At 57.4% G+C, this 19,357-nt stretch carries 20 protein-coding genes; 17 read left to right on the top strand and 3 right to left on the bottom strand.

All coding sequences use genetic code 11. The features are described 5' to 3' along the window. Positions 1-106: 106 nt before the first annotated feature. Positions 107-607 (bottom strand): phasin family protein, encoded by a 501-nt coding sequence (locus Q8L50_RS03860; RefSeq protein ID WP_305347336.1) that lies wholly within the window; start codon positions 605-607, stop codon positions 107-109. A 228-nt stretch (positions 608-835) separates the two neighbouring features. Here Q8L50_RS03860 and Q8L50_RS03855 point away from each other — a divergent pair, with 228 nt between their 5' ends. From Q8L50_RS03855 to rfbC, 5 genes are all read left to right on the top strand, one after another. Continuing rightward, positions 836-2,848, top strand: coding sequence for an SDR family oxidoreductase (locus Q8L50_RS03855; RefSeq protein WP_305347335.1), 2,013 nt, complete (start codon positions 836-838; stop codon positions 2,846-2,848). Between the two features lie 111 nt (positions 2,849-2,959). Then, on the top strand, positions 2,960-4,030 hold the full coding sequence (rfbB, locus tag Q8L50_RS03850; protein ID WP_305347334.1) for a dTDP-glucose 4,6-dehydratase: 1,071 nt from the start codon (positions 2,960-2,962) through the stop codon (positions 4,028-4,030). Further along, entirely contained in the window at positions 4,027-4,923 is an 897-nt protein-coding gene (gene rfbD, locus Q8L50_RS03845; protein ID WP_305347333.1) for a dTDP-4-dehydrorhamnose reductase, read from the top strand. Before rfbB ends, rfbD begins: the two co-directional genes overlap by 4 nt. Positions 4,924-4,932: 9 nt before the next feature. Continuing rightward, on the top strand, positions 4,933-5,820 hold the full coding sequence (rfbA, locus tag Q8L50_RS03840) for a glucose-1-phosphate thymidylyltransferase RfbA (RefSeq protein WP_305347332.1): 888 nt from the start codon (positions 4,933-4,935) through the stop codon (positions 5,818-5,820). Next, on the top strand, positions 5,817-6,356 hold the full coding sequence (gene rfbC / locus Q8L50_RS03835) for a dTDP-4-dehydrorhamnose 3,5-epimerase (RefSeq protein ID WP_305347331.1): 540 nt from the start codon (positions 5,817-5,819) through the stop codon (positions 6,354-6,356). Before rfbA ends, rfbC begins: the two co-directional genes overlap by 4 nt. Positions 6,357-6,379: 23 nt before the next feature. On the opposite strand, the gene Q8L50_RS03830 is transcribed toward rfbC, so the two are convergent. Then, on the bottom strand, positions 6,380-8,344 hold the full coding sequence (locus Q8L50_RS03830; protein ID WP_370869745.1) for a polysaccharide biosynthesis protein: 1,965 nt from the start codon (positions 8,342-8,344) through the stop codon (positions 6,380-6,382). A 59-nt stretch (positions 8,345-8,403) separates the two neighbouring features. Then, positions 8,404-8,919 carry a sugar transferase gene (locus Q8L50_RS03825; protein WP_305347379.1) on the bottom strand — a complete coding sequence of 172 codons (516 nt, stop codon included), beginning with the start codon at positions 8,917-8,919 and terminating at the stop codon, positions 8,404-8,406. Here Q8L50_RS03825 and Q8L50_RS03820 point away from each other — a divergent pair. The 12 genes from Q8L50_RS03820 to Q8L50_RS03765 form a co-directional block, all read left to right on the top strand. Beyond that, entirely contained in the window at positions 8,810-9,187 is a 378-nt protein-coding gene (locus tag Q8L50_RS03820) for a hypothetical protein (protein WP_305347382.1), read from the top strand. The two genes, Q8L50_RS03825 and Q8L50_RS03820, sit on opposite strands and share 110 nt — an antisense overlap. 111 nt (positions 9,188-9,298) lie before the next feature. After that, complete coding sequence (gene rfbF, locus Q8L50_RS03815; RefSeq protein ID WP_305347329.1) at positions 9,299-10,069, top strand: glucose-1-phosphate cytidylyltransferase; 771 nt, start codon at positions 9,299-9,301, stop codon at positions 10,067-10,069. Beyond that, entirely contained in the window at positions 10,051-11,142 is a 1,092-nt protein-coding gene (gene rfbG, locus Q8L50_RS03810; protein WP_305347328.1) for a CDP-glucose 4,6-dehydratase, read from the top strand. Before rfbF ends, rfbG begins: the two co-directional genes overlap by 19 nt. Before the next feature lies 1 nt (position 11,143). Beyond that, complete coding sequence (locus Q8L50_RS03805) at positions 11,144-11,695, top strand: dTDP-4-dehydrorhamnose 3,5-epimerase family protein (RefSeq protein ID WP_305347327.1); 552 nt, start codon at positions 11,144-11,146, stop codon at positions 11,693-11,695. After that, on the top strand, positions 11,692-12,915 hold the full coding sequence (locus Q8L50_RS03800) for a class I SAM-dependent methyltransferase (RefSeq protein WP_305347326.1): 1,224 nt from the start codon (positions 11,692-11,694) through the stop codon (positions 12,913-12,915). Before Q8L50_RS03805 ends, Q8L50_RS03800 begins: the two co-directional genes overlap by 4 nt. Then, on the top strand, positions 12,915-13,826 hold the full coding sequence (locus tag Q8L50_RS03795) for an NAD(P)-dependent oxidoreductase (protein WP_305347325.1): 912 nt from the start codon (positions 12,915-12,917) through the stop codon (positions 13,824-13,826). The genes Q8L50_RS03800 and Q8L50_RS03795 overlap by 1 nt, the downstream gene beginning before the upstream one ends. Positions 13,827-13,842: 16 nt before the next feature. Then, complete coding sequence (locus Q8L50_RS03790; RefSeq protein WP_305347324.1) at positions 13,843-15,339, top strand: oligosaccharide flippase family protein; 1,497 nt, start codon at positions 13,843-13,845, stop codon at positions 15,337-15,339. Then, the gene (locus Q8L50_RS03785; protein ID WP_305347323.1) at positions 15,336-15,977 is read left to right on the top strand and encodes a DapH/DapD/GlmU-related protein; all 642 of its coding nucleotides are present in this window, start codon (positions 15,336-15,338) and stop codon (positions 15,975-15,977) included. The genes Q8L50_RS03790 and Q8L50_RS03785 overlap by 4 nt, the downstream gene beginning before the upstream one ends. 2 nt (positions 15,978-15,979) lie before the next feature. Then, complete coding sequence (locus tag Q8L50_RS03780) at positions 15,980-17,122, top strand: glycosyltransferase family A protein (RefSeq protein WP_305347322.1); 1,143 nt, start codon at positions 15,980-15,982, stop codon at positions 17,120-17,122. Between the two features lie 35 nt (positions 17,123-17,157). Next, positions 17,158-18,036: an FkbM family methyltransferase gene (locus Q8L50_RS03775; protein WP_305347321.1), complete on the top strand. Its 879-nt coding sequence runs from the start codon at positions 17,158-17,160 to the stop codon at positions 18,034-18,036. Positions 18,037-18,040: 4 nt separating this feature from the next. Further along, entirely contained in the window at positions 18,041-19,120 is a 1,080-nt protein-coding gene (locus Q8L50_RS03770; protein WP_305347320.1) for a glycosyltransferase family 4 protein, read from the top strand. A 44-nt stretch (positions 19,121-19,164) separates the two neighbouring features. After that, the coding region (locus Q8L50_RS03765; RefSeq protein ID WP_305347319.1) for a hypothetical protein at positions 19,165-19,357 on the top strand (193 nt) is incomplete at its 3' end.

The following is a 19,357-nucleotide window of genomic DNA, read 5'->3' as shown; positions in this document are numbered from 1 at the left end:
AGTTGGCGGTCAACGGCAAATTTGCTGCGTCGCAGCAAATTTGCGACCGGGAAGTGGGCGTAAAAAAGGGACGTTAAAACGTCCCTTTGGCTGGTGCCGCCAGATCTCAGGTGGATTTGCGTGCCGGTGCGCGCTTGGCCGCCGGCTTGCGTACAGGCGCTTTTTTTGCGGCCGCACGCGGCGCAGTGGCGGGCTTTGCGGCCATCTGCTGCACGTTTTTGTTCAGCTCGTCGATGCGCGCGATCAGGGCTTCGACATCCTTGGCGGATGGCACGCCCAGCTTGTTCAGGGCTTTGGCAACGCGCTCTTCAAAAATGCTTTCCAGCTTGTCCCACTGGTGGCCGGCTTTGGAACTGATGTCTGTGGCCATGCTGGCCATCTTGTTGGTGGCCGTCGAAATTTTTTCCTCGGCAACGGCTTGCGTTTTGCGTTGAATGGACAGGCCTTCCTTGACCAGGGTCTCAAACACTTTGCCGCCTTCTTCCTGCGCTTTGGAAAAAGCGCCCAGACCAGCCAGCCAGATCTGCTGCGCTGACTCTTTGACCGCGCCGGAAAGGTGGGGTGCAGATTTTTTGTCGGCGCTCATTTTTTGCAGTTTCTTGACCATGGGGGCTCCTGTCGATGATGTGGGGTTTGTTGGTTTACGCCGTGTTGATGTGTGACGCGCATGAGTGGAATGTAAGCCTTGAACGCGTACAGGTTTAGGTATTTGCTTCTAGAAGCGACGAATGTTGCTCCTGCACGCTGCGCGTTGAACGATCAGAGCGCGGGTTTCTGCTGACCAGTGTGCTGCACCGGATCGGCAAGAATCCAGAGTCGTCAAGTGGAGAACACAATGCAGTATTTCGTCACCGGAGCCACGGGCTTCATCGGTAAACGTCTGGTCAAAAAGCTTCTGGAGCGAAAAGGCAGCACGGTTTATTTTCTGATCCGCAAGGAGAGCGCCGGCAAGGTGGAGGCGCTGCGAGCTTATTGGGGCGTCAGTGCCGCCCGCGTTATTCCGGTGCATGGCGACCTGACAGCCAAAAAACTCGGTGTATCAGCCGACGACGTCAAGAAGCTCAAGGGACAGATCGATCATTTTTACCACCTCGCGGCGGTGTATGACCTGGGTGCCGACGAGGAAAGCCAGATTGCCGTCAATGTGGACGGCACCCGCCATACCGTTGAGTTTGCGAAAGCAATCGACGCGGGGCACTTCCACCATGTGAGTTCGATTGCCGCCGCGGGCCTGTACGAGGGCGTGTTCCGCGAGGACATGTTCGAGGAGGCCGAGAACTACGAACACCCCTACTTCATGACCAAGCACGAGAGCGAAAAAATCGTTCGCAAGGAATGCAAGGTGCCGTGGACCGTGTTCAGACCTGCCATGGTGGTGGGCGACAGCACCACCGGCGAGATGGACAAGATAGACGGGCCCTACTATTTTTTCAAGCTGATCCAGCGCATGCGCCAGTTGCTGCCGCCGTGGATGCCTTCGGTGGGTTTGGAGGGTGGCCGCGTCAACATCGTGCCCGTTGATTTTGTGGTGGATGCACTCGACCACATCAGCCACCAAGCCAACGCGACCAAAAAGTGTTTCCATTTGGTTGACCCTGTGGGCTACCGCGTGGGCGATGTGCTGGACATTTTCAGCAAGGCCGCGCACGCGCCCAAGATGAATCTGTTCATCAACGCGGCGTTGCTGGGCTTCATCCCGAAAAGCGTCAAAAAGGGCTTGATGGCACTGGCGCCAATACGCCGTATTCGTTCTGCTGTCATGAAGGACTTGGGTGTGCCCGAGGACATGATGACCTTTATCAACTACCCGACGCGCTTCGACAGCCGCGACATGACGGCTGCCCTCCAGGGGTCAAACATCTCATGCCCAAATTTGCGTGACTACGCCTGGCGCTTGTGGGACTACTGGGAGCGCCACCTGGATCCGGCGCTGCACATTGACCGGTCATTGAAAGGCACGGTGAGCGGCAAAGTGGTGCTGGTTACTGGCGGTTCATCGGGGATTGGCCTGTCTGCATCCTGCAAGTTTGCCGAGGCGGGCGCCATCACCATTATTTGCGGCCGGGGTGAAGACAAGTTGGCTGAGGCTAAAAAAGAGATCACGGCCTTTGCCAGGTCTTCGGGTGTAGATGCCAAAGTCTTCACTTATTCGGTTGACATTGCAGATGCCGTCAGTTGCTCGGAATTTGTCAAGACGCTGGAAGAAGTTCATGGCGGCGTGGACTTTTTGATCAACAACGCGGGCCGGTCGATCCGCCGTGCCATTGAAGCCAGCTACGACCGCTTTCATGACTATGAGCGCACCATGCAGCTGAATTATTTCGGTTCACTGCGTGTCACCATGGGGCTGCTGCCCGGCATGGTGGCAAAGCGCAAAGGCCATGTGGTGAATCTCAGTTCTATCAGTGTGTTGGTCAATGCGCCACGCTTTTCAGCCTACGTGGCGTCCAAAGCTGCATTGGACGCATGGACAGCCTGCGCTGCCAGCGAGTTTCAGGACCAGGGCATCACTTTCACCACCGTCAATATGCCCTTGGTACGTACACCGATGACGGCACCAACCAAGATTTACGAGAACATGCCCCTGCTGGATCCCGATGTGGCGGCCGACATGGTGGTGCAGTCGTGCATCAACAAGCCAACACGTGTGGCGACCCGCCTGGGCACCACGGTCGCCCTGTTACACGCCCTTGCGCCGCGCGTCACGCAGATCATGATGAACACCACGTTCAGAATGTTCCCCGACAGCTCGGCGGCCAAAGGTGTCAAAGGTGAAAAAAGCGCCAAACCAGGTCTGTCCGCAGAGGCAACGGCCATGGCAGAGATGATGCGCGGTATCCATTTCTGATTGAGTGGGTCTGTTCGTGGTGACCGCCGCGCTGCGTCGCAGGTGTCCCAAAAGGCATAATGCAAACGGGCGTCAGGGGGCGTCCGTACAAGCAGGACATAGGACAGACCCATGATTTTGGTTACCGGCGGCGCGGGTTTTATCGGCGCCAATTTTGTGCTTGACTGGTTGGCTGGGCCGAACGAGCCGCTTGTCAATCTGGACAAACTGACCTACGCAGGCAACATGGAGTCGCTTGCTGCACTGCGGGACGACTCCCGGCATGTTTTTGTCAAAGGCGATATTGGTGACGGGTCGCTTGTCGCCAGGCTGCTGGGCCAATATCAACCGCGCGCAGTCATTAATTTTGCCGCCGAATCCCACGTGGATAGATCCATATCCAGTCCGGAAGATTTCATCCAGACCAATATTGTGGGCACCTTTCGCCTGCTTGAAGCGGTGAGAGCGTACTGGGGGGGCCTGACCGGCATAGCCAAGGACGAATTTCGTTTTCTGCATGTCTCTACCGACGAAGTGTATGGATCGCTCGCGCCAGCGGCCCCAGCTTTCACGGAGGCCCATTCCTACCAGCCCAACAGTCCCTATTCGGCCAGCAAAGCTGCCAGTGACCATCTGGTGCGCGCCTATCACCACACCTACGGTTTGCCGGTACTCACGACCAACTGCAGCAACAACTATGGCCCCTTTCACTTCCCGGAAAAACTGATTCCCCTGATGATCGTCAACGCCCTGGCCGGCAAACCCCTGCCGGTTTATGGCGACGGCATGCAGGTGCGTGACTGGCTTTACGTCAGGGACCATTGCAGCGCGATCCGCCGAGTGCTTGAAGCCGGAAAGGCGGGAGAGGTTTACAACGTGGGCGGCTGGAACGAAAAACCGAACATAGATATCGTGAATATTGTCTGCGACCTGCTCGACGAGCTACAGCCGCGTCCGGATGGTAAACGTTATCGTGAGCAGATCACCTACATCAAAGACCGCCCCGGTCATGACCGGCGTTACGCCATTGATGCCAGGAAAATCCAGCACGAACTCGGCTGGAAACCCGCGGAAACTTTCGAAACTGGCATACGCAAGACCGTCGTCTGGTATCTGGCCAACCCGCAGTGGGTCCAACACGTACAAAGTGGTGCTTACAAGGACTGGGTGGACACGCACTATGCGGGCGCCGCTGCTTCATGAAAATCCTGCTTTTCGGCAAGAACGGCCAGGTTGGCTGGGAGTTGCAGCGTAGCCTGGCGCCGCTTGGTCAGGTCATCGCACTGGATCGGCACAGCCCGGAGTTGTGTGGGGACCTGGCTGATCTGCGCGGGATTGGCGACACGGTCCGGCGCGTTCAGCCGGGGGTCATCGTCAATGCGGCTGCATACACCGCAGTGGACAAAGCTGAAGGGGATGTGGAGACCGCGCATGTTGTAAACACAGAAGCTGCTGGAGCCCTGGCAGAAGCGGCGACTGTCGTTGGAGCATGGTTGGTGCACTATTCAACTGACTATGTTTTCGATGGTAGCGGAGACATACCCTGGAAAGAGGATGACCCGACCGGCCCGCTCGGTGTTTACGGTCGGACCAAGCTCGAAGGCGAACGGCGCATCGTCGCTGCATGCCAGAAGCATTTGGTACTACGCACCAGCTGGGTCTATGCCGCGCGAGGCGGCAATTTTGCGAAGACCATGCTGCGCCTGGCGCGGGAGCGTGACCGCCTGGCAGTTGTGGATGACCAGTTCGGTGCACCTACCGGTGCTGATCTGCTTGCAGATGTGACCGCCCACATGGTGCGTGCCCTTGCTGTCAGCAGTTCGGGCAATCTGGGCGGTACTTACCATCTTGCGGCCGCTGGTCAAACGTCCTGGCACGCTTACGCCCGTTTCGTGCTGGATTGCGCCTCAGAGGCGGGTGTTGCTCTCAAGGCAACGTCGTCCGCTGTTGATCCGGTGCCGACAACGGCTTTCCCCACCCCCGCTGTGCGGCCGCGGAACTCGCGCTTGAATACCGCTAAACTTCGCACGCACTTTGGCTTGACCCTTCCTGAATGGCAGCAGGGCGTGGCACGGATGCTCACAGAAATCACCTGACCCCTACCCATGACCCAACGCAAAGGCATCATCCTCGCCGGTGGATCAGGCACCCGCCTGCACCCGGCTACGCTGGCCATCAGCAAGCAATTGCTGCCGGTGTACGACAAACCCATGGTGTATTACCCATTGAGCACACTGATGATCGCGGGCATCCGCGAGGTGCTGATCATCAGCACCCCGCAGGATACGCCTCGTTTTGAGCAGCTTCTGGGCGACGGATCGCAATGGGGCATGAAGCTGCAGTACGCGGTGCAACCCAGCCCGGACGGGCTGGCGCAGGCCTTCATCATTGGCGAGCAGTTTCTTGCAGGTGCACCCAGCGCCCTGGTGCTGGGAGACAACATTTTTTATGGGCATGACCTGCACAAGTTGCTGATGGAGGCGGATGTGCAAGGCGTAGGTGCGACGGTGTTTGCCTACCATGTTCACGACCCTGAAAGGTACGGCGTTGTGGCTTTTGACGGTTCAGGCAAAGCCAGCAGCATTGAAGAGAAGCCGGTGGCGCCCAAGAGTAACTATGCGGTTACCGGCCTCTATTTTTATGACGCGCAAGTAGTGGATATCGCGAAATCCATACGGCCAAGCGCACGCGGTGAGCTCGAGATTACCGCTGTGAATCAGGTTTATCTTGAGCGTAACCAGCTTGCGGTGCAAATCATGCAGCGAGGTTATGCATGGCTGGACACGGGGACCCATGACAGCCTGCTGGATGCGGGACAGTTCATTGCCACGCTGGAACATCGCCAGGGCCTCAAAATTGCCTGCCCTGAGGAAATTGCATGGCGCAACGGTTTTATCAGCGATGGAGAGCTGGAAAAGCTGGCCCAGCCCCTTGCAAAAAGCGGTTACGGGCAGTATCTGCTGCGACTTCTGGTAGAGCGGGGACAGCCATGAAGGTCATGCCCACGCCCATTGCTGACGTTCTGATCGTTGAACCCAAATTGTTTGGTGACTCGCGCGGTTTCTTTTTTGAAAGTTTCAACCAGGCCGCGTTTAATGCTGCCACAGGCACCAATTTGAGTTTTGTGCAGGACAATCACAGTCGCTCGGCCAAGGGGGTACTGCGAGGCCTTCACTACCAGCTCGGTCAACCGCAGGGCAAACTTGTTCGCGTTGTGCGAGGCGCCGCGTATGACGTTGCTGTGGATATTCGTCCAGCCTCGCCGACTTTCGGCAGCTGGTTTGGCCTGGAACTCAACGAGCACGATCACCGGCAACTGTGGGTGCCCCCAGGGCTTGCGCACGGCTTTCTGGTGCTCAGTGATAGCGCTGATTTTCTTTACAAGACCACGGACTACTATGCGCCCGCATTGGAACGCTCAATCGCCTGGAACGACCCGACCTTGTCCATCGACTGGCCGTTGCAGGGGTCACCGGTACTGTCGGCAAAAGATGCGGCCGCCCAGGCTTTCAAGGATGCCCAGTTCTAGCTGCTTGGTTGTTCCGAGGGGGCTCAGGCTGCTGCCTTGATCATTAAATCAGCGTTTTCCGCATCAGGCTTGAAGCCGCTGACCCGATTGAGCAGAATTTCCCGCAGGGCTGAGGAGTCGTTGTTGGCGACTGCCAATTGAAGCGCCTGCAAATCATTCTGAAGCGCACGCCAAGGTACGAAATCTTCCCGGGCTTTCAGTATCCGGGGGTGAACGGTTTGTTCCGGGTTGTCTCCGATGAGGAGCTCTTCGTACAATTTTTCCCCCGGCCTCAGGCCGGAGACCTCGATTGCAATGTCCCCATCTGGACATTTTTCGTCCTTGACCGCAAGCCCTGACAATTTGACCATTCGGTAGGCTAGGTCGATGATTCTTACGGGTTGGCCCATGTCGAGCACAAAGACCTCGCCGCCTTCCGCCATGGCACCCGCCTGCAGCACAAGCTGCGCTGCTTCCGGGATCGTCATGAAGTATCTCGTGACGTCGGGGTGGGTCAAGGTAATTGGGCCACCGGCTCGAATCTGGCGCCGGAACAGGGGCACCACGCTTCCGCTGCTACCAAGGACATTGCCAAAACGCACCATCGCGAAGCGTGTCAGGTTATTGACCGGTGGACTGGCGCTTCCTTCCTGCGTCATGAAGCTGACCACGGGCGTGGCCGACAAAGCCTGCAAAACCAGCTCCGCCAGACGTTTGCTCGCGCCCATGACATTGGTGGGCCGGACAGCCTTGTCCGTGGAAACCAGCACAAAATGACTCACACCCGACTCGATCGCGGCGCGCGCCGTGCTCAGCGTACCGAGGACGTTGTTGGCCACGCCCTCCGTCGGGTTGTGCTCTACCAGCGGCACATGTTTGTAAGCGGCTGCGTGATACAAGGTGTCGGGGTGGTAGGCCCGGCAAATCTGCAGCATGCGCGTGTGGTCCTGAACATTTGCAAGCAGGGGGACGATGTCGGTTACGACATTCCCGCGTTCAACCAGCGTCGCCAATAGAAGCTGGAGCTCCTGATGAATGGTGTAGAGGCCATATTCGCTGTGCTCGACGAGGATCAGCCTGCCAGGACCTTCTGCGAGAATTTGGCGGCACAGTTCACTGCCAATGCTGCCGGCTGCGCCCGTGACGAGCACCACTTTTCCTGCGAGATTGTGGGCCAGAAGCGCGCGATTCGGTGCAACAGGGTCGCGCCCCAGCAGATCCTCAACATCCAGCTCCATCAGGTCTGCCAGCGCAATGCGGCCGTGCGCCAGATCGCTCAGGCCAGGAATGGATCGCACATGAACCGGCAGGGGCTGCAATTCATTAAGTATCTCGTTGCGGCGTGCGCGGCTGGCAGAGGGTAGCGCGAGAAGCAGGTCAGTAGCGCCATATTTCTCCAGCATTGCAGAAAGCTCAGACGGGGCGTGCACACGTACACCGTTGATGGTCAACCCTCTGAGTGCGGGGCTGTCATCGACAAAACCGACCAGCCTGAATTCATGCGAGCCTGCAATGGCATTGGCCATCTGGATGCCGGCCGAGCCCGCCCCGTAGATGATCAGCCGGCTCACTGCCAGCCCTCTGCTCTGGCTACGCGACAGGCTGTTCAGCCACAGACGGGCAGCGATGCGGCTTCCACCTACCAGAAGCAGCAGCAGAATGGGCTGGAGCACCCCGATCGATCGGGGTACCTCAAACCACTTCATGAAGAGCAGCACACCGAAGAAAAGTACCGCGTAAAGCAAAACCGATAGTCCGAGCGCCCGTATGGCGGCGATACCGCTGTATCTGAACACTGCGCGGTATAGGCCGTTGCGTATGAAGATCGGGGCTGCCAGCAGGGGCGCCACGAGATAGGGCCACCATTGGGCCCCTTCGGGCCAATGCAAAACGTCCAGCCGCAACGAAAAAGCAGCCCATACTGCCAGCACACCCATCAGCGCGTCAGCCAGAAGCGCTACGGCTTGCTTGACAGGTCGGGATTGTTTGAGGAGTGTGTTTTTCAGCATGGGTCAACAATAAGGGAGCAAGTCTGGTTTGCGCGTCGTGCAGGGCCTGAGCCGGATATTTAATGCGTTACGCCGTCTCGCCGCAAAACCTTCTGAGCCGTCATCCACATTATCTTCAGGTCAAACCAAGTCGACTGCATTCGCAGATATTCTGCGTCAAGGGCAACTTTGTCGGGTATGGGCAATTCATCGCGGCCATTGACCTGGGCCCAGCCGGTCAGGCCCGGAACCAGCTCGTGAACCCCAAGCCGCGTCCGCAGTTCGATCAGGTCCGTCTGGTTGAAGAGTGCCGGACGGGGTCCCACGAAGCTCATGTCGCCAGCGAGAATGTTCCAGAGTTGAGGAAGCTCGTCAAGGCTGCTTTTGCGCAGAAACGAACCTATGGGCGTGAGATGGGCAGCAGGATCAGGCAGTAAATGCGTGGCAACCGCCGGAGTTCCTACGTGCATGCTTCGAAACTTGGGCATGCTGAAAAGCTGGTTGTGTCTGCCCACCCTGGCAGACCAATACAAGGCCGGTCCCTTTGAGGTTGAGCGTACCAGGACCATAACGATGACAAGAAGTGGCAAGAACACCACTGCAGAACAGGCGGCAAGCGTCAAATCAAGTATGCGTTTCAAAGAGAACCTCATTTATTGGACACGCCCGTCAGAGATGGCGAAAGGCTCTGGTCGTATGACTTTTACTGTTGCAATGGGCGCTGAGAGATTTGGCTTGGTCACGATACAAAAGTTTGGCGGATTAAAAAACCTACAGGCCAGTGGCCGGATGCATAGCCGCGGGCATCGAAAAAATGCGAAGTTCATCCCGGGCACGGCGCTCGATGCTCACTGTCAGATTTAGAATAAGTTAATAGGTCTTCTACAATCCCAAAATCGAGCAATTTTTTGGAGAAGAAGATGAGCCATCTCGCGGATTTACGGTGTTTAACACTCGAATAGTCGGAAAACCATCATGAAAGCTGTAATTCTTGCGGGGGGGCTTGGTACGAGAATCTCGGAAGAAACCGGTTCTCGTCCCAAACCCATGGTTGAAATTGGTGGCAAACCGATTCTCTGGCACATCATGAAAATCTATTCGGCTCATGGGGTGAATGATTTCGTGATTTGTTGTGGGTATAAAGGGTACGTTATCAAGGAGTATTTTGCCAACTATTTCCTGCATAGCTCGGACGTCACTTTTGATATGGCCAGTAACCAGATGCATGTGCATCAAAAATATGGTGAACCCTGGAAGGTCACTCTTATCGACACGGGTGAGCAAACCATGACGGGTGGCAGACTCAAACGAGTCAAGGATTATCTGGATGGCGAGGACTTTTGCTTTACCTATGGCGATGGCGTGGCGGATGTCAATATCACCGAATCCATCCGATTTCATCGAGAGCAGAAAGTCCTTGCGACTGTTACTGCAGTGCAGCCGCCGGGGCGTTTCGGTTCACTGGCTATGGAAGAATTTCGTGTGACGGGCTTTATGGAAAAGCCGGCTGGCGAAGGCGGATGGATCAATGGCGGTTATTTTGTCTTGTCGCCGAAGGTGTTCGACTTCATCAAGGACGACACGACTGTGTGGGAGCGCGAGCCGCTCGAAGGCTTGTCGGCGATGGGGCAGTTGGCACCTTTCATGCACCGGGGTTTCTGGCAACCGATGGATACGCTGCGCGACAAGATGCACTTGGAAGAACTCTGGAATTCCGGCAGCGCGCCATGGAAGGCCTGGAAGTGAGCCACTTTGGTGGTGCGTTTCGCGGGCGAAAGGTTCTGCTCACTGGTCATACCGGTTTCAAAGGCAGCTGGCTGGCCCTATGGCTTCAGCAGCTTGGTGCCGAGGTGGTTGGTCTGGCGTTGCCGCCCGATACCCAACCTAGCCATTGGAATCTGCTCAAGTTGGACGTTGAAGAACGTCAACTTGATATCCGTGATTACGCGGTCGTACAAAAGATGGTCGCGCAGGTGCAACCTGATATTGTGTTTCACTTGGCAGCGCAAGCGCTCGTGCGGCGTTCTTATACCGACCCTCTGACCACCTGGGCAACCAACGTGCAGGGTACGGCTCATGTGCTGGAGGCCTGTCGCCAGGCAGGGAATGTCAGAGCCATCGTCGTGGTGACGACGGACAAATGTTATGAGAATCAGGAATGGTTGTGGGGCTACCGCGAAAACGACCGCCTTGGTGGTCACGACCCCTACTCGGCGTCAAAGGCAGGCGCCGAACTTGTTGCGGCCAGCTACCGTAAATCCTATTTCAGCGGCGAAAACTCGCCTCTCCTGGCGACAGCTCGCGCTGGCAACGTCATCGGCGGCGGAGACTGGTCGCAAGACCGTCTCATTCCCGACTTGGTGCGCGCCAGTTCGTGTGGCGAATCAGTCGAGATCCGCTCGCCGCAGGCCACGCGGCCATGGCAGCATGTTCTCGAATCCTTGTCTGGTTACCTGCTGCTTGGCCAGCGCTTGCTGGAGCGGCAACCCGAGTACGCCGAAGCGTGGAATTTCGGCCCGGATGAATCAGGCAATCAGCCGGTTTCGGCTGTCCTCTCAAAGCTGACTCAAAGCTGGGGTGAGCTGCGTTGGCATGTGACCGGGGCTCCCCAGCCGCACGAAGCAAGCCTGCTCCAACTGGACAGCACCAAAGCTCGCACCTTGTTGCGGTGGTTGCCGGTTTGGGGGCTCGACGAAGGCCTCAGGCAGACGGCCAGCTGGTACCGCGCTTATGGCGAAAAAGGTGACGTGATCAGCCGGCAGCAGCTGGCCGATTATGTTGCGGCGGCCAAGGCAAAGAATATCGGCTGGGCGGTCTAGCGTGAAACTTCTTCCAACCGCCCTTGTCGGTGTTTTTATTGCGGAAACCAACGCTTTCCAGGACAGCCGCGGCGCATTTTTGCGGCTTTTCTGTGAGCGCGAGCTGGGTGAGGCCGCTGGTGGCCGGCGCATCGAGCAGATCAACCTCTCCCGGACGACCGCGGTCGGTGCGGTGAGGGGGCTGCATTTTCAGCGCCCGCCCCATGCGGAGATGAAGATGGTGCGGTGCCTCAGGGGTTGTGTCTGGGATGTTGCCGTGGACCTGCGCAAGGGGTCACCAACTTTTCTGCAATGGCATGCCCAGGAGCTGTCGGCCGCCAATGCCCTGATGCTCGTGATTCCTGAAGGCTGCGCGCACGGCTTCCAGGTGCTCGAACCGGACTCCGAATTGCTGTATCTGCACACCGCCAGCTACACGCCTTCGGCCGAAGGCGGCCTGCGTTTTGATGATCCGGCGCTGAACATTCCATGGCCGCTGCCGGTGGCTGACCTGTCCGAACGTGATAAAGAGCATCCGCTCATAGATAAAAACTTCCAGAGTATTACAGTATGAATTGCCGTCACTGCAACACCCCCCTCAAACATGTCTTCCTGGACCTCGGCTTCGCTCCGCCTTCAAACGCTTACCTGAGCGCGGCCGATCTTCAGGCTCCGGAGCAGTACTTCCCGCTAAAGCTATTCGTGTGCGACCAGTGCTGGCTCGTCCAGACCGAAGACTACTCACGCTCGGACGAGCTTTTTACGAAGGATTACGCATACTTTTCATCGGTATCCACCACGTGGCTCGCGCATGCGCGAGCCTATGTTGAGATGATCACGACGCGCCTGGGGCTGGGCGCTGACAGTTTCGTCATCGAAGTGGCGTCGAACGATGGCTACCTGCTCAAGAATTTTGTCGCCAGCGGCGTGCCGTGCCTCGGCGTTGAGCCCACAGACAGCACGGCTGCGGTGGCGGAAGCCGCCGGCATCCCGGTGGCCCGCGAGTTTTTTGGCCAGGACTTTGCTGGCAAGCTCGTGAAGTCGGGCAGACAGGCCGACCTCATTATTGGCAACAACGTTTATGCGCATGTGCCTGATATCAACGATTTCACGGCAGGCATGAAGACCGCGCTGAAGCCCGGCGGAACCATCACGCTCGAGTTCCCGCACCTCATGAGCCTGATGCGCCTTAACCAGTTCGACACCGTTTACCACGAGCACTATTCCTACCTGTCGCTGCAGTCTGTCAAGGCGATCTTTGCGCGGGCCGGACTGAGGGTTTGCGACGTCGAGCAGATCACGACACACGGCGGTAGCCTCCGCGTCTATGGTTGCCATTCCGATGACGCCCGCATCGACGGCGCTGCGGTGGCTCGCATACTTGCCGAGGAAATTGCAAGTGGCCTGCAGGACCTGGCGACTTACCAGCGTTTCCAGCGCGAAGCGGACAAGGTCAAGAACAATCTGCTGGCATTCCTCATTGAAGCCAATCTGGCGGGCAAGATGGTAGCCGCCTACGGCGCTGCCGCCAAAGGCAATACCCTGATGAATTACGCGGGAGTCAAGCCTGATCTGGTGTCGTTCGTCTGTGATGCGGCCGCATCGAAGCAGGACAAGTTCATGCCGGGTAGCCATATCCCGATTCTGGCCCCGAAAGAACTGCGCGAGCGCAAGCCTGATTACGTCGTAATCCTGCCGTGGAACATCGCCGATGAAGTGGTCAAGGCCAATGAGTTCGTTCGGGAGTGGGGCGGCAAGTTCGTCGCAGCCGTCCCGGCCTTGCGCATATTCTGATGAAAGTTCTGGTCACTGGCGCAAGCGGATTCATCGGCCGCCATTGTGTTGCGCAGTTGCACGCCAAAGGTTACGAAGTCCACGCAGTTTCGTCGGCCATGCGCGACGCGCCGCCTGGGGTAACGTGGCACGGCGCTGACCTGTTGGCCGACGGAGAAGCCGCGGGGCTGGTGCGCCGCATAGGCGCGACGCACTTGCTGCATCTGGCCTGGTGCACCCAGCCTGGGAAATACTGGACAGCACTTGAAAATTTTGACTGGCTGCGCGCCAGCTTGGCCATGATCCAGGCCTTCACTGCGATTGGCGGCAAGCGGCTCGTCGCAGCCGGGACCTGTGCTGAGTATGATTGGCATGGTGGTGGCATTTGTGCTGAGGCGACGACGCCGCTGGTGCCTGGGACGCTTTACGGCAGTTCCAAGCATGCGCTGCAACTGCAGTTGGCCGCCTGGTCGCGGCAGACCGGGCTATCGAGTGCCTGGGGACGTGTTTTTTCACTCTATGGCCCCCATGAACACCCGCAGCGCCTGATGGCCTCAACGATTTCCAGCTTGATGGACGGGAACACGGCAACTTGCGGCAATCCCGGCCTGGTCCGGGATTACCTGCATGCGGAAGACGTCGCATCGGCATTTGTCGCGCTCCTCGAGTGCGAGCTCGCAGGACCCGTCAATATCGGATCCGGCCATGGCGTGGCATTGGGCGATATTGTTACTGCCATCGGACAAAAGCTCGGTGCGGTTGACCGCGTACGCTTGCCGTCGGTGTCTGTCCGGGGCACGGAGCCCGCGCTTTTGGTGGCCGAAACCAGCAAACTCGCGCTTACCGGGTGGACCCCAAAGTTCGATCTTGACAGGGGGCTGGACGATACGATTGCGTGGTGGCGAGCCCAGCCGCGCGCGACGCTGCGATAAATCCGGGCATCCTGCCTTGTCCAAACTCAAGTCCAACATCATCTTCAACTTTCTGGGCAGCGCGTGGCTCGGGATACTGACGCTTGCCGTCACCCCGATTCAGGTGCATTTCCTGGGCGTCGAGGCCTTCGGTTTTGTCGGACTCATCACGATCCTGCAGGTACTTCTGGGTACTCTCGACCTCGGCATCTCGGCGACAGTGACGAAGGTTGTGTCATCCGATCACAGCGATAGGCGCAGTGCAAGTTCCCATGCCGTGAATACGGCCTCGAGCGTGTACTGGATCATTGCGCTGCTCATCGCCGTGCTGTTGTGGTGGAACTCGACGACGGTGGCAGCCTTCTGGTTGAGCCGCACGCGTCTCGACACAGCGACCGTCACGCTGGGCATACAGATCATTGCCGTTTATTTGGGCCTGCGCTGGCCGGTCGCGTTTTATACCGGGGTGATCAGTGGCCTGCAGCGCATGGATGTCCTGAACATGATCAAGGCGAGTGTGCAGACGCTGCGTCTTGGCGGCGGGGTGGTTGTTCTCTTTTTCGTCCCGGACCTTGTGGCATTTCTTGTGTGGTTCGCGATCAGTTCTGCCGTGGAGCTTCTGGTCTATGCGATCTTCACCTATCGCCTTCTGCCGACTTTGCGGCTTTGGCCCCGTTTTTCGCTAGCCTCGTTCAAGGACATCTGGAAGTATTCTGCAGCCATGAATCTCATCGCACTCACGGCGTTGGTGCTGAGTCAGGCCGACCGTCTGGCCGTCACCAAGTTCCTGAGTCTTGAAGCCTTGGGCTATTATTCGATCGCTTACAACGCCTCCATTGCCATCTCCCTGGTACAAAGCGCTATCAACAGCGCTTCTTTTCCGGCCTTCTCGCATTCGTTCAGCACCGGCCAGCATGCCGACCTGCTGTCGCGCTATGGCAAGGCCAGCCAGCTCATGGGTCTCGTCGTGGCGCTGCCCTGTTTCGCGCTGGTTTTTTTCGGCCACGAAGTCCTCCAGCTCTGGATCAACGCGAGGGTCGCCGACGAGGCGGCGCTGACCATGGCGTGGCTGGCCTTGGGCTTTTTCTTCAATGCCATGGTCTCGAATGCGTACATGGCGGCAGTGGCTTGTGGTCAACCCGGCTTGCCGCTAAAAATCAACTTGCTGGCCCTGGTGTTGTACCTTCCGGCGCTTTACTGGTTGGCTCACCAATACGGCATCAGCGGCGCTGCCGCGGCTTACGCCGGCCTGAACGCCTATTACCTGTTTACGCTATTGCCCGTGGTTCAGGCGAGAGTCTTGAAGCAGGGGATGGGGATGTGGCTGCGCGCCAACTTCTTGCCTTTCGTGCTTGCCGGAGTTGGTGCGTTCGGAAGTGCGAAAATCCTTGCTATGGCCGTCCAGCCCGGCTGGCAGACCCTGGTCTCGCTGGCTTTGGGCGTGGCGCTGTACGTGGCTGCTGCTTGGTTTTTTCTTTCAGACGCTTTGCGGGCTGACCTGAGTAACATGATCAAACGCGTGTCCGACCGATGACCTCCTTTGTTGCCTTCCTGTTCGAAAGGGTTCGCTTTGAGCGGCTCTTGGCAATACCTTATGGATGGTTGTACCGGATGCTTTTCCAACGCATGGGCGTGGGGACATTCGTGAGTCCCTTCATCCAGTCCGTGGGCCTGGATCGCGTGAGCCTCGGCGATCGCTCTCGCATCAGCAGAAACACCCGCCTGCTAGCGCTCAAAGCTTACGGGTCCCAGGTTTTCGATCCCCAGATCGACATTGGCGACAATGTCAGTATTGGCTTCGGCTGCACGCTGTCCTGCATCAACCGCATCGAGATCAGTCATGACGTGACAATCGGGGACAATGTGTACATCGCTGACTCGCACCACGACTATCGGGACACCAACCTTGGCATTCTGCAGCAACCCCTGTTGCCGGGCAAGGTATCCATAGGGCGGGGAGCCTGGGTTGGTTACGGCGCCTTTGTTGCCGGAAACGTTTCGCTGGGAGATCATTCGGTGGTCGGGGCCAACAGCGTCGTGACGCGCTCGGTACCGGCCTACACGGTCGTGGCTGGGGTACCAGCGAAACCGGTGAGACGCTTCAGCCATGAACTGGGCCAGTGGATCAGGATCGATGCTGGTTCGCAAGAAGATTTTGGAAAATTGAATTAAAAATGAAATTCTCGGTACTGCTTCCTACCCGCAATGGCGGACCCTACCTCGAAAACTGCATCCATTCGATTCTCGGGCAGGGTTATGACGACCTGGAATTGATCATTTCGGACAACGCCAATACCGACAGAACGCCCGAGATCATTGCGCAGTATGCTGACGACCCGCGTGTGAAGATCCTGCGGCTCGAGACGCTGATTTCAGTCACCGACAACTGGAACAATGCGCTGTTCGCGGCGTCGGGCGACTACATCATGATGATGGGCGACGATGATCTGCTGCTTCCCGGGTACTTCACCAGGATGGCGCAGATCGTTGACCAGTACGGGCAACCCGACTGCGTTCTGCACAACGGTTATTCCTATGTGGCGCCGAATTCAATCGGCCAGAACGAGCACGGGTTTTACAGCCGCGCCCATTTCAATTTCGGGCCCGACCTGACTCGTGAGGGCGTGATGTCGCTCGACCAACGGTTTTCCATTGTGCGCGACATGTTCCGCTTCAAGGTGCGTATCCCGTTGAACATGCAGACCACGCTGGTCCGTCGCGACAAGCTTCCGCAGTTTCACCCTCCGTTTCCCGACCACTACGCACTCAACTCGCTGCTGTTGACGGCGGACAAATGGATATTCAGCCCCGAAAAGCTTCTCGTCGTGGGGGTTTCCCCGAAGTCTTTCGGGCACTATTTCTATAGCAGCAAACACAAAAGCGGCCTGGCTTATCTCGGCATCGACCCCGAATTTCCCGGGATGCTCCCCGGTAGCGACCTCACCAATGGCATGCACATGTGGCTTAACCTGCTGAAGAGAAACCTGGGTGCGAAGCTCGCGGACGTCGAGATTGATCGCGGTGGTTATGTCCGGCGGCAGGTTTTTGCCTGGTACATGCAGAAGAAACTCGGCGTACTTAGCGTGGCTGATTTTTTGGCGAACCTGCGGCTGCTGTCCCTGCGCGACTGGGGTGGACTGCTGCTTTCTTTTTTCGACAAGGCCAGCTGGCGCCGTTTCGCAACGATAATCTCGTCTTCAAGGAAGAGTACAGCAGAAATTCAGTGGAACAGTCTCCAGCCGTTGCCGGGTGTCGTCAATATCGCCCAGTTCTCGGACTGGATAACAAACCAGGCCACGCCCGAGCAAAAGGGCTAGGCTTTGCGTCGTGCTGAATATTTGAGTCTCGAATAATGATGATGAACTGGATTCCGACACCGCGAAAAATCGTTCAACTATTGAACGGCTTCCTGCTTTCAACGATCAATGCCAAGATCGTCAGGGCGTACCCTGACACGTTCAGCTACAAAAAATTGGGTGTGCGGGACGGGATGGATCGCCTCACGCTTGCTAACCGTCTGAACGATGGTCAATCCAATATATTCCTGCGCTCGGCAACGTCAGACTGGTTCACTTTCGACCAGATATTCATCCATGAGGACTACAACCTCAAGGCACTCAAACGTTATCCTGAATTTGAAGCGCTCTACGCCAAATACTCCGCCGAGGGTGTGCCGCTGATTCTGGATCTGGGTGCCAACATTGGTTTGTCGAGCGTGTATTTTCACCATATCTGGCCGAACTCCAAGATCGTCGCGGTTGAACCGAGTGAAGACAACTTCAGGGTTTTGCGGGAGAATTTTGGTAACAACGAGCAGTTCGAAGCGCTGCTCGCCGGCATTGCCAGCAAGCCATCCAGGCTCGCCTTGACCGACCCGAGTGCCGAAAAGAATGCGTTTACGACAACGACGGTCGAGGAAGGCGCTGAAGGCGGCATTTCCGGGGTGACGGTGCCTGAAATTCTGGCGCGCCACCCGCGAGCCGCGGGTCATTTTCCGTTCATCGTCAAGATCGATATTGAAGGGTTCGAGTCGGAGTTGTTTTCGGGCAATACCGACTGGATCGACGAATTCCCGGTGCTGATCATCGAAATGCACGACTGGCTGTTTCCCGGGCAGCGTACATCCGCCAACTTCCTCAAGACGATTTCTCAACTGGACCGTGATTTTGTCTATCTGGGCGAAAACGTATTTTCGATCAGGAATGACCGCCCCGTTTCGTCACAGTCCTGAACCCATGAATCCGAAAGTCCTCATCCTCTGTCCTTATCCCCTGGGGATCAGTCCGAGCCAGCGTTTTCGCTTTGAGCAATACCTCCAGGCCCTGCGCGAGCGCGGAATTGACATTGATGTGCGCCCGTTCCTGGACATGGTCACGATGCGCATCCTTTACAAGCCGGGCCACATGGCCCAAAGGGTGTTGGGCGTCATTTCTGGCTTCGTGCGCCGGCTGTTGATCCTGCCGCGCGTGTTTGGCTACGATTACATTTTCATCCATCGCGAGGCTACTCCCTTGGGGCCGCCGTTTATCGAAGCCATTTTGTTTGTGCTGCGTCGTCGGGTGATTTTCGACTTCGATGATGCGATTTTCATCAGCAAGACTTCGAAGGTCAATCGCATCGTGGGATTCGCAAAATGGTCGTCGAAGATCCGTTTCATCACACGGCACAGTCTGAAGGTGGCGGTTTGCAACAACTATCTCGTCAACTGGGTCAAGCAGTACAACGAACACGCGGTGTTGCTGCCGACGACCATAGACCTGGATTATCACAAGCCCATCGCGAAGGCGCCGCTTGCCACTCGCCGCGCCGTCATCGGCTGGACCGGGACGCAATCGACCATGGGCTACCTTGAGCTGGTTCGCGAAGCGCTCACTGAGTTGCAATCGCGCTACGATTTCGAGTTCAGGGTCATCTGCGACGTGGACCCGAAGTTTCCCGAGCTGAAAAACTACCGCTTCATCAAATGGGCGCTTGCGTCAGAGATCGAGGATCTTGCAGGCATGGACATAGGCATCATGCCTGTGCCTCAGGGTGAGTGGGAGCAGGGCAAGGTCGGGTTCAAGGCCATTCAATACTCCGGCGTTGCGGCGGCGCCGGTGGTGTCGTCTACCGGGTCGGGTCATGAGGTCGTACTGCACGGCAGGACGGGCCTCGTCGTGGACAATGACAAGGGATCCTGGGTCGAGGCGCTTTCGTCCCTGCTCGATAACCCGGGCCAGCTTGAGGTCATGGGCCGGGCGGCCCGTGAATATATAGATTCACGTTACTCCGTGCGTTCGCAAGTGCCAACCTATTTGGCCCTGTTTGGCGAATAGCTTGAACCCGCTAAACCCCGATATTTCTGAAAAAGGTGAGCTCCTTGAAGATTGAAACTGGAACCCGTGTTTATGTAGCAGGCTGTGGCGGCATGTTGGGCGATGCGATGTATGCGCGCCTCAAGAGAGTCGGCGCGACCATCAAAGCCTCCGACATCAACTGCATCGAGAGCTGGCTCGAATACGGCGACGTGCGCGACCTGGCTGCGATACGGAAAAGCATTGTCGATTTTGGGC

This window comes from Polaromonas sp. (assembly GCF_030680935.1).
In the GTDB taxonomy this organism is placed as follows: Bacteria; Pseudomonadota; Gammaproteobacteria; order Burkholderiales; family Burkholderiaceae_C; genus Polaromonas.
The sequence above is the reverse complement of the archived record's forward strand: the minus strand, read 5'-3'. Positions and strand labels throughout refer to the sequence as shown.

Bases quoted from the DNA above. Each gene is read 5' to 3' on its own strand.
- rfbF (WP_305347329.1), top strand. From the start codon at position 9,299: ATGAAAGCTGTAATTCTTGCGGGGGGGCTTGGTACGAGAATCTCGGAA.
- rfbB (WP_305347334.1), top strand. From the start codon at position 2,960: ATGATTTTGGTTACCGGCGGCGCGGGTTTTATCGGCGCCAATTTTGTG.
- rfbC (WP_305347331.1), top strand. From the start codon at position 5,817: ATGAAGGTCATGCCCACGCCCATTGCTGACGTTCTGATCGTTGAACCC.
- rfbG (WP_305347328.1), top strand. From the start codon at position 10,051: ATGGAAGGCCTGGAAGTGAGCCACTTTGGTGGTGCGTTTCGCGGGCGA.
- rfbA (WP_305347332.1), top strand. From the start codon at position 4,933: ATGACCCAACGCAAAGGCATCATCCTCGCCGGTGGATCAGGCACCCGC.
- Q8L50_RS03770 (WP_305347320.1), top strand. From the start codon at position 18,041: ATGAATCCGAAAGTCCTCATCCTCTGTCCTTATCCCCTGGGGATCAGT.
- Q8L50_RS03800 (WP_305347326.1), top strand. From the start codon at position 11,692: ATGAATTGCCGTCACTGCAACACCCCCCTCAAACATGTCTTCCTGGAC.
- Q8L50_RS03775 (WP_305347321.1), top strand. From the start codon at position 17,158: ATGATGATGAACTGGATTCCGACACCGCGAAAAATCGTTCAACTATTG.
- Q8L50_RS03795 (WP_305347325.1), top strand. From the start codon at position 12,915: ATGAAAGTTCTGGTCACTGGCGCAAGCGGATTCATCGGCCGCCATTGT.
- Q8L50_RS03830 (WP_370869745.1), bottom strand. From the start codon at position 8,344: ATGCTGAAAAACACACTCCTCAAACAATCCCGACCTGTCAAGCAAGCC.
- Q8L50_RS03820 (WP_305347382.1), top strand. From the start codon at position 8,810: ATGCTGAAAAGCTGGTTGTGTCTGCCCACCCTGGCAGACCAATACAAG.
- Q8L50_RS03855 (WP_305347335.1), top strand. From the start codon at position 836: ATGCAGTATTTCGTCACCGGAGCCACGGGCTTCATCGGTAAACGTCTG.
- Q8L50_RS03785 (WP_305347323.1), top strand. From the start codon at position 15,336: ATGACCTCCTTTGTTGCCTTCCTGTTCGAAAGGGTTCGCTTTGAGCGG.
- Q8L50_RS03860 (WP_305347336.1), bottom strand. From the start codon at position 607: ATGGTCAAGAAACTGCAAAAAATGAGCGCCGACAAAAAATCTGCACCC.
- rfbD (WP_305347333.1), top strand. From the start codon at position 4,027: ATGAAAATCCTGCTTTTCGGCAAGAACGGCCAGGTTGGCTGGGAGTTG.
- Q8L50_RS03780 (WP_305347322.1), top strand. From the start codon at position 15,980: ATGAAATTCTCGGTACTGCTTCCTACCCGCAATGGCGGACCCTACCTC.